Raw genomic sequence first — 7,606 nt, 5'->3', positions numbered from 1 at the left:
CCTCAGAAGAACCGATAACGGGGATCACAGTTCTTCGTTGGGACGATGGGTGGAAAATGTTCGATTTGAAATTCTCGGAATAAGACATGCAACACCATATATTGATCTCTGCTTTTGCGTTGTTCTTAGGTTGTACAGGTACACAGTCCATTAACTCGAGCATGTCGATTGCTGATGTTGCCGAGTCACCACTAATTTGTCCATATCTAAATCAATTTCACAATAACCAAATTGAAGTCTTAGTTGAGGAATGCGATAAAAATTATGTCGAAACCGACCCTTATCACCAAGACCAGCCTGACCTAATAAATCAACAGCCAAAACAACGTTATGAAGTAGAATATCTCGACGGTTGCGTTATCGGATTAGAACGATTTCGAGGCTGCAATCAGAATCCGGACTCCGTACTTTGCGAAGACGGAACGTCACCGTATTCACGCATAATAAGGTTCACCGGAGGACCGCGTGATGGAGAAACACAAATCACACATCAATTGTGTCCAGAAGACAATACACCAATTGATCTCAGAGATGGGGAGCTAGTTGAACGACTAGTAATCACACCTTCAGAATTCAGAAAATTCCCCATTCGTGGTTCGAATCTGAAGAGTGATCCCTATAAATTTTCGCTTCGAAACGGCCACACACACCTGTGGGCTGAAGGTGATACTCAAGATTTCAACACGGACATTAGAGGCATTCCCACGAAACTAAGGGCTATCCCAGTTGGCTGGAATTGGAATTATGGTGATGGAAATACCCGGAACCTGGATTTCCCAGGCGAGCCAGCACCGGAGCATACCCTTCGAGATAAAACACCGACAAGCCATTTCTACACAGAAACGGGCACCTACGGTGTCGGGCTCACCACGTTGTTCCGCGGAGAATTCAGCGTCGATGGCGGCCCGTGGCAGGCAATCCCGGGACAAGCCGCCGTGCCAAGCGACCCTATCGAAATTGATGTCTGGCGAACTAAGAAGCAACTCATCGCTACGGATTAGCATTTGCCGAGGCTGCGATCTTGCGGACACAAAAATGGGCCAGTTCAAAATGAACTGACCCATTAGTTGTTTGATGCCTAGCGTACCGGATAGCCCGCTTCGCGGATCTTCTCCTTGACCTTAGCGATCATATCGGTGGGTCCGAAGTGGAAGATCGAAGCAGCCAACACCGCGTCGGCTCCGGCTTCGATTGCCGGCGGGAAGTCCTCCGGCTTTCCTGCACCGCCGGAGGCGATCAGCGGAACCTTCACGGCCGCGCGGACGGCGCGAATCATTTCCAGATCGAACCCGTCCTTGGTGCCGTCGGCATCGATCGAGTTCAGCAGGATCTCGCCCACGCCACGTTCGGCTGCATCCTTGGCCCACGCAACCGCGCACATGCCGGTGCCCGTGCGGCCACCATGGGTGGTGACCTCATAGCCCGAGGCGATCGACGGATCGTTGGTCCGACGGGCGTCCAGGGAAAGCACCAAGACCTGCGAACCGAAGCGTTCGGTAATCTCGTTGATCACGTCTGGCCGAGCCACCGCCGCGGTGTTGATCGATGCCTTGTCTGCGCCATTGCGCAGCAGGCGATCGACATCCTCCGCCGCGCGCACGCCGCCGCCAACGGTCAATGGGATGAAAACCTCTTCGGCCGTATGGCGAACGACCTCGAAGGTCGTCTCCCGGTCCGAGCTGGAAGCGGTCACGTCGAGGAAGGTGAGTTCATCGGCACCGGCCAAGTTGTAACGCCGGGCAAGTTCCACCGGGTCCCCGGCATCGCGAAGGCCTTCGAAATTAACGCCCTTGACGACGCGTCCGGCATCGACGTCGAGGCATGGAATAACACGGATTGCTACGCTCATGAGCTGAATCTCCTAGGGTGGCGTAACTAGATGCGGCAGGCGTGGATCTGGCTGACCAGAATCGCGCGAGCGCCAACGTCGTACAGCTCATCCATGATGTTGTTGGTTTGCGACTTCTTCACCATGGCGCGCACGGCGCACCAGTCCGAGTTCGCCAGGTCGGAAACGGTCGGCGATTCCAGACCGGGAGTCAGCGCGCAGGCCTCTTCGACCTGAACGCGGCGAATGTCATAGTCGAGCATGACGTACTGGCGGGCGACCAGCACGCCGGACAAGCGGCGGATCAGCAAGTCAAGACCGGCCGGCTTGTGGCCGACTCGTCCGATGAGCACCGCTTCCGACTGGAGCAGCACATCGCCGAAGATTTCCATGCCGGCGGCCTTGATGGTGTTTCCGGTTTCGACCACATCGGCGATCGCATCGGCCACACCGAGACGCACAGAGGACTCAACCGCACCATCCAGGCGGACGACGCTCGCATCGATCCCCTGCTTCTTCAGGTAGTGGTCCAGAAGAATGTCATAGCTGGTGGCGATGCGCTTGCCGTTGAGCTCTTCGACGGAGTTGAACGCTCCGACCGGGGCAGCAAAGCGGAAGGCGGACTTGCCGATGCCAAGGGATAGCTGCTCCTCGACATCGTCGTCGACATCTGCATCGAGGTACAGGTCACGACCGGTGATTCCGACGTCAAGGATGCCGCGGCCTACATAGACGGCGATATCGCGCGGACGCAGGTAGAAGAATTCAACGTTGTTCTCTTCATCGACCAGAACCAGTTCGCGGGTGTCGCGGCGCTGGAGATAGCCGGCTTCCTTGAACATGGTGGAGGCTATTTCGGAGAGGGCGCCTTTGTTGGGCAGGGCTACGCGAAGCATTTATTTACTCGTTTCATGAGTGTGGCGCCGGGCGATAAGCCAAAAACAAGCGCCAAGGATTTAATTGGCCGTTGTTACTGCCGCCGAGCGGTGCCTGCGACCGGGTGCGATGACCCGGTCGCAGCAGCGCGACGGCTATAGATGCTTGTAAACGTCGGCCAAGGACAGACCCTTGGCAATCATCAAAACCTGCAAGTGGTAGAGCAGCTGGGAGATCTCCTCGGCTGTTTCCTCGTCACTTTCGTACTCGGCGGCCATCCAAACTTCGGCGGCCTCCTCGACAACTTTCTTGCCGATGCCGTGGACACCGGAATCAAGTTCGGTGATGGTACGAGAGCCTTCCGGGCGGGTTTGGGCCTTGAGCGACAGTTCGCTGAAGAGCTCGTCAAAAGTTTTCACGTCTACAAGACTAACGTTTTTCCGGCTGGTGCCCGAATTTTCCATGCCTATTGTGACGTCCGAAGCGGCCATTAGCGTAGCGCTGCGACGGTCATCACAGCGGCCGAGAAGGCTTCGTAGCCCTTATCCTCGCTGGAACCTTCCAGGCCTGCGCGGTCCAGCGCCTGCTGCTCGTCGTCGCAGGTGAGCACGCCGAATCCGACCGGTACACCGGTGTTCACCGAAACGTCGGTCAGCCCGTTCGTGGCGGCCAGGCAGACATAGTCGAAGTGCGGGGTCCCGCCGCGAATCACCACGCCGAGGGCGATGATCGCATCGTAGGACTTAGCCAGCGCGCTTGCGGCCACCGGGAGTTCGAAGGTGCCGGGCACGCGGATCAGGCTCGGATTCTCGATCCCCGCGTCGCGCGCGGCTCGCTGCGCGCCGTCGATGAGGCCGTTCATGATGACCTCGTGCCAGCTGGCGGCAACGATCGCGACTTTCAGTCCCGACAAGTTCAGCGCCTTGAGCTCGTCGGCGACATTTGTCGGGGCTCCATGCTTGCTCATGTGATATTCCTTAAGGTTTGCGTTGCTGTTCTAGAAGCTGGTTTTGGTGTTCGGCAGTTGCAGGTCATGGCCGAACCGGGCCTGCTTGGTGCGCAGGTAGCTTTCGTTTTCGCTGCGTGGTGCGATCCGGCTGGGCACCAATTCGGTCACCGCCACCCCGGCCTGGGCGAGCTTGGCCTGCTTGTCCGGGTTGTTGCTCAGCAGGCGGATCTCATCGATCCCCAGGTGCTTCAGGATCGCGGCGACCGCGAAGTACTCGCGCGCGTCGGCGGGGAAGCCCAGGTGGAGGTTCGCGTCGAGGGTGTCCACGCCGGTTTCCTGCAGCGCGTAGGTGCGCAGCTTGTTGAACAGGCCGATGCCGCGGCCCTCGTGGCCGCGCACGTACACCAGGTGCCCGCCCTCGGCGGCGATCTGCTCCAGCGCCGCATGCAGCTGTTCGCCGCAATCGCAACGGTAGGACCCGAAGACGTCGCCGGTGAGGCATTCGGAGTGGATGCGCACCAGATTAGTGGCCCCCTCCAGCGTGGGGGCCGGGTGGCTGAGCACGATGTGCTCGTGGCCCTCCACGCTGGCGGCCCGGGCGCTGAAGGTGCCAAAGGGGGTGGGCAGCGAAACGGCTTCGGTCAGCGAGATTTCGTCGTTGACCCGGCGCCAACGGGCGAGGTCCTCGATGCTGACCAGCGGCAGATCGTGGGCCGCGGCGAAGTCACGCAGATCATCGAGGCGCATCATCGAGCCGTCGTCGTTGACGACCTCGCCGATCACGCCCACCGGCTCCAGGCCCGCACCGCGGCAGAGATCCACCGCGGCTTCGGTGTGTCCGCGGCGCTCCAGCACGCCTCCGGCGGCGGCACGCAGCGGGAAGATGTGCCCCGGGCGGCTGAGCTGTGCCGCCTCGGCGGCGGGGTCCGCCAGCAGCCGGGAGGTGACGGCCCGGTCGGCGGCGGAAATTCCGGTGCTGATTCCGCTGACCGCGTCGCAGGAGACGGTGAACGCGGTGCCCTTGGAATCCTGGTTGATGCCGACCATCGGGGCCAGGCCCAGCTCGTCGGCGCGCTGGGCTTCCAGCGGCACGCAGATGACCCCGGAGGTGTAGCGGATGGTGAAGCCCATCAGCTCGGCGGTGGCGAATTGCGCGGCGAAGATGATATCGCCCTCGTTTTCGCGGTCTTCATCGTCCACCACGACCACGGCCTTGCCCGCGGCCAGGGCGGCCAGGGCGGTGGGGATCGAGTCCAGTTCCTTGCGGGCCATTACTTGCCGCCTCCAAACGCGTTCAGCCGGGCCACGTATTTTGCGAGCACGTCCACCTCGATATTGATGGCGTCGCCGACCTGGCGGGAACCCATGGTCGTCTCCTCCAGCGTGATCGGGATGATGCCGACCTCCACCCAGTGGGCTCCGGTGGCGGTTGCCGCGGAGACCGCGGTGATGGTCAGCGAGATGCCGTCCAGCGCGATGGAGCCCTTTTCCGCGGTGAGCGGGGCGTATTCATCGGGCAGCCCGATGCGGAAGGTGGTCCACTGGCCGTGATCTTCGCGGGCCAGCACCGTGCCGACGGTATCAACGTGGCCCTGGACGACGTGGCCATCGAGCCGGCCGCCGGCCGGGGTGCAGCGCTCCAGGTTCACGATCGAGCCGGCGCGCAGCTCCCCGGTGCTGGTGCGGCGCAGGGTTTCGCCCATCACGTCCACGCTCAGCGTTTCGCCCTCCAGTTCGGTGGCGGTCAGGCAGACGCCGTTGACCGCCAGCGAGCCGCCGAGGCCCAGCGCCTCGGTATGGCCGGGCGCCTTCAAGGTGAGCACGGCAAGATCTTCGTTCGGGTGGTTCTCGATGCCCAGCACCGTGCCGGTGCCGGTGATGATTCCGGTAAACATTTTTTGGGGTCCTTTAAAGTGTGTGGGATGTGCGCTCGGGCAACGGTTCCAGATGCATCAGCACGTCCGCGCCGAGGCGGGTGAGCGCGTCGGGTTGGTGGGCGTCGAGCCTGAACTGGCGGGCCTGGGACAGGGTGGTCACCGAGCCGATATTCACCGAGGTGCCGCCGGCGCCGATGATCACCGGTGCCTGGTAGCAATAGATCTCATCGGCCAGGTCGGCCTCGATAAACGCCGAGGCGATGATCGAACCTCCCTCGATGAGCAGGTGGTTGAAGCCCAGTTCGGTGGCGCGGTGGATCAGGTCGTGGACCTCGTGGGTGCGCAGCTGCTCCCAGCGATCGTCGTAGGCCAAGGCCAGGTCCTCGGGCAGCGCCCGGTTGCCCAGCACGAATCGGTAGGGTTGCTGCTCGTGCAGTCCCCCGGCGGCGGTGCGCGCGGTCAGCCGCGGGTCGTCGGCGATGACGGTGTTCGTGCCCACGACGATCGCGTCCACCCGGGAGCGCAGCCCATGCGAATGGTTGCGCGAGGCGTCGCCGGTGATCCACTGGCTGCTGCCGTCGGGGGCGTTGATCCGCCCGTCCAGGGACTGCGCGGTTTTCACGGTGATGAACGGGCGGCCCTGCGCCTTGGCGCGGAACCAGCGGTGATTCAATTCCCAGGCGGCCAGATGCTGCTCGCTTTGGCTGACGGCGACCCCGCGCGAGCGCAGGTAGTCCGCTCCCCCGCTGGCGGTGGCGGTTTCATCGCTCATCGCGTAGTGCACCTGTCCGATGCCGGCGTTGGCGATGGCCTGCGCGCAGGGGCCGGTGCGCCCGCGGTGGTTGCAGGGCTCCAGGGTGACCACCATGGTCAGCTCCGCCGCCTGGCTGCGGTCCATGCGGCCCAGCCTGCGCAGCGCATCGATCTCCGCGTGCGGGTTGCCGGCGCCCAGGTGGAAGCCGGTGGCGATCACGCGTCCGGCCCCGTCGAGCACGCACGCGCCGACCAGCGGATTCGCGCCGCGGGCTCCGCGTTGTGCTGCTTCCAGTGCGGTGCGCAGCGCCTGGTCCAGTTCTCCTTGGCCGATCATGGTTGCCTTCCTTTGATCGTAGGGTCCAGCATTTCGGTTTCGATCTGCGGTTTTTCATCCTTTTTCGCCCTCATCCAGACGAAGAAGCCGACGATGGTGAAACCGCCGTAGAACAGGTACATGAAGGCGCTGGCGTAGTAGCCGGCGGAGAAGAGCAGCGGTACGCCGACCGCGTCCACAGCCACCCAGATGAGCCAGAATTCGACCCAGCCCTTGGCCATGCCATAGGTGGCCAGCAGCGATCCGACGAAGGTCCATGCGTCGGCCCATACCGGATCGTAGGATCCGAGCATCCTGAACAGCGGGGTCACCGCGATGGTGCCGACGATGAGCACGGCGATCATGCCAATGCGTTCATTGCTGGTAGCCCATTTCGGGGTGACCGCGTGGCCGCCGTCCACCCCGTCGCGGGCCTGCTTCCAGCGCACCCAGCCGTAGAAGGAGACCGCGATGAACATGATCTGGCGGCCGGCTTGGCCCCACAGATTGGCGGTGTAGCCGGTGTCGAAGATGCTGCCCAAAAAGACCGTCAGGAGCAGCAGGTTGCCGATAATGCCGACTGGCCAGGCCCAGACCTTGCGGCGCATGCCGCCTAGCGCGCTGGCCAGGCCAAAGATATTGCCCACGACCTCGCGCACCAGAAGTGCCGAGGAGCCGATCGCAATTTGTGAATTAAAAGCTTCAATGAGCCACCGCAGAATATCCATCGTTCACCCTTCTCGAAGCGGCGGCTCCGGGGGTGTGCAGTTGATGGGCCTATGGCTAGGCGTTCGTTCGGCTCGCTCGAGCGGAACGGTTGGCTAGGCCATGGCAAATCAAACCCGTGCTTCTCCCATCCAGACTTTAACTGTCGGTACCGGAATTTCACCGGCTCAACCGCTTCCTTGGCTTGTGGCCTTGGTTGCGGGTCGCGGACTATAACCGCCGGTTCGGACTTACACCGACCCCGGAGCACGTATTCGTGTTTACTAGTGACTAGTTTGGCA

Annotated in this window: 9 protein-coding genes and 1 riboswitch; of the genes, 1 reads left to right on the top strand and 8 read right to left on the bottom strand. The window is 61.8% G+C overall.

The window, feature by feature from the left end:
- The first annotated feature begins 161 nt into the window (after positions 1-161).
- Positions 162-1,001, top strand: a complete 840-nt coding sequence (locus tag ACT3TP_RS01105) for a hypothetical protein (protein ID WP_444618870.1) — start codon at positions 162-164, stop codon at positions 999-1,001.
- A 77-nt stretch (positions 1,002-1,078) separates the two neighbouring features.
- Here the strand turns inward: ACT3TP_RS01105 and hisF are convergent, their stop codons facing one another.
- The 8 genes from hisF to pnuC form a co-directional block, all read right to left on the bottom strand.
- The gene (hisF, locus tag ACT3TP_RS01100; RefSeq protein WP_096285255.1) at positions 1,079-1,849 is read right to left on the bottom strand and encodes an imidazole glycerol phosphate synthase subunit HisF; all 771 of its coding nucleotides are present in this window, start codon (positions 1,847-1,849) and stop codon (positions 1,079-1,081) included.
- 26 nt (positions 1,850-1,875) lie between these two features.
- Positions 1,876-2,724: an ATP phosphoribosyltransferase gene (gene hisG, locus ACT3TP_RS01095; RefSeq protein WP_096285257.1), complete on the bottom strand. Its 849-nt coding sequence runs from the start codon at positions 2,722-2,724 to the stop codon at positions 1,876-1,878.
- 135 nt (positions 2,725-2,859) lie between these two features.
- Positions 2,860-3,123 carry a phosphoribosyl-ATP diphosphatase gene (locus ACT3TP_RS01090; protein ID WP_096285317.1) on the bottom strand — a complete coding sequence of 88 codons (264 nt, stop codon included), beginning with the start codon at positions 3,121-3,123 and terminating at the stop codon, positions 2,860-2,862.
- A 71-nt stretch (positions 3,124-3,194) separates the two neighbouring features.
- A complete protein-coding gene (ribH, locus tag ACT3TP_RS01085; RefSeq protein ID WP_096285259.1) occupies positions 3,195-3,671 on the bottom strand; it encodes a 6,7-dimethyl-8-ribityllumazine synthase in 477 nt (158 codons plus the stop codon).
- Between the two features lie 30 nt (positions 3,672-3,701).
- Positions 3,702-4,925, bottom strand: a complete 1,224-nt coding sequence (ribB, locus tag ACT3TP_RS01080; protein ID WP_105568906.1) for a 3,4-dihydroxy-2-butanone-4-phosphate synthase — start codon at positions 4,923-4,925, stop codon at positions 3,702-3,704.
- Complete coding sequence (locus ACT3TP_RS01075) at positions 4,925-5,548, bottom strand: riboflavin synthase (protein ID WP_105568905.1); 624 nt, start codon at positions 5,546-5,548, stop codon at positions 4,925-4,927. The genes ribB and ACT3TP_RS01075 overlap by 1 nt, the downstream gene beginning before the upstream one ends.
- Positions 5,549-5,561: 13 nt before the next feature.
- On the bottom strand, positions 5,562-6,620 hold the full coding sequence (ribD, locus tag ACT3TP_RS01070; RefSeq protein ID WP_444618867.1) for a bifunctional diaminohydroxyphosphoribosylaminopyrimidine deaminase/5-amino-6-(5-phosphoribosylamino)uracil reductase RibD: 1,059 nt from the start codon (positions 6,618-6,620) through the stop codon (positions 5,562-5,564).
- A complete protein-coding gene (pnuC, locus tag ACT3TP_RS01065; protein WP_096285319.1) occupies positions 6,617-7,327 on the bottom strand; it encodes a nicotinamide riboside transporter PnuC in 711 nt (236 codons plus the stop codon). Before pnuC ends, ribD begins: the two co-directional genes overlap by 4 nt.
- Before the next feature lie 113 nt (positions 7,328-7,440).
- Positions 7,441-7,578: riboswitch (FMN riboswitch) on the bottom strand.
- Positions 7,579-7,606 lie beyond the last annotated feature (28 nt).

It is taken from the genome of Glutamicibacter sp. AOP38-B1-38 (assembly GCF_052377485.1).
Taxonomy (GTDB): Bacteria; Actinomycetota; Actinomycetes; order Actinomycetales; family Micrococcaceae; genus Glutamicibacter.
The sequence above is the reverse complement of the archived record's forward strand: the minus strand, read 5'-3'. Positions and strand labels throughout refer to the sequence as shown.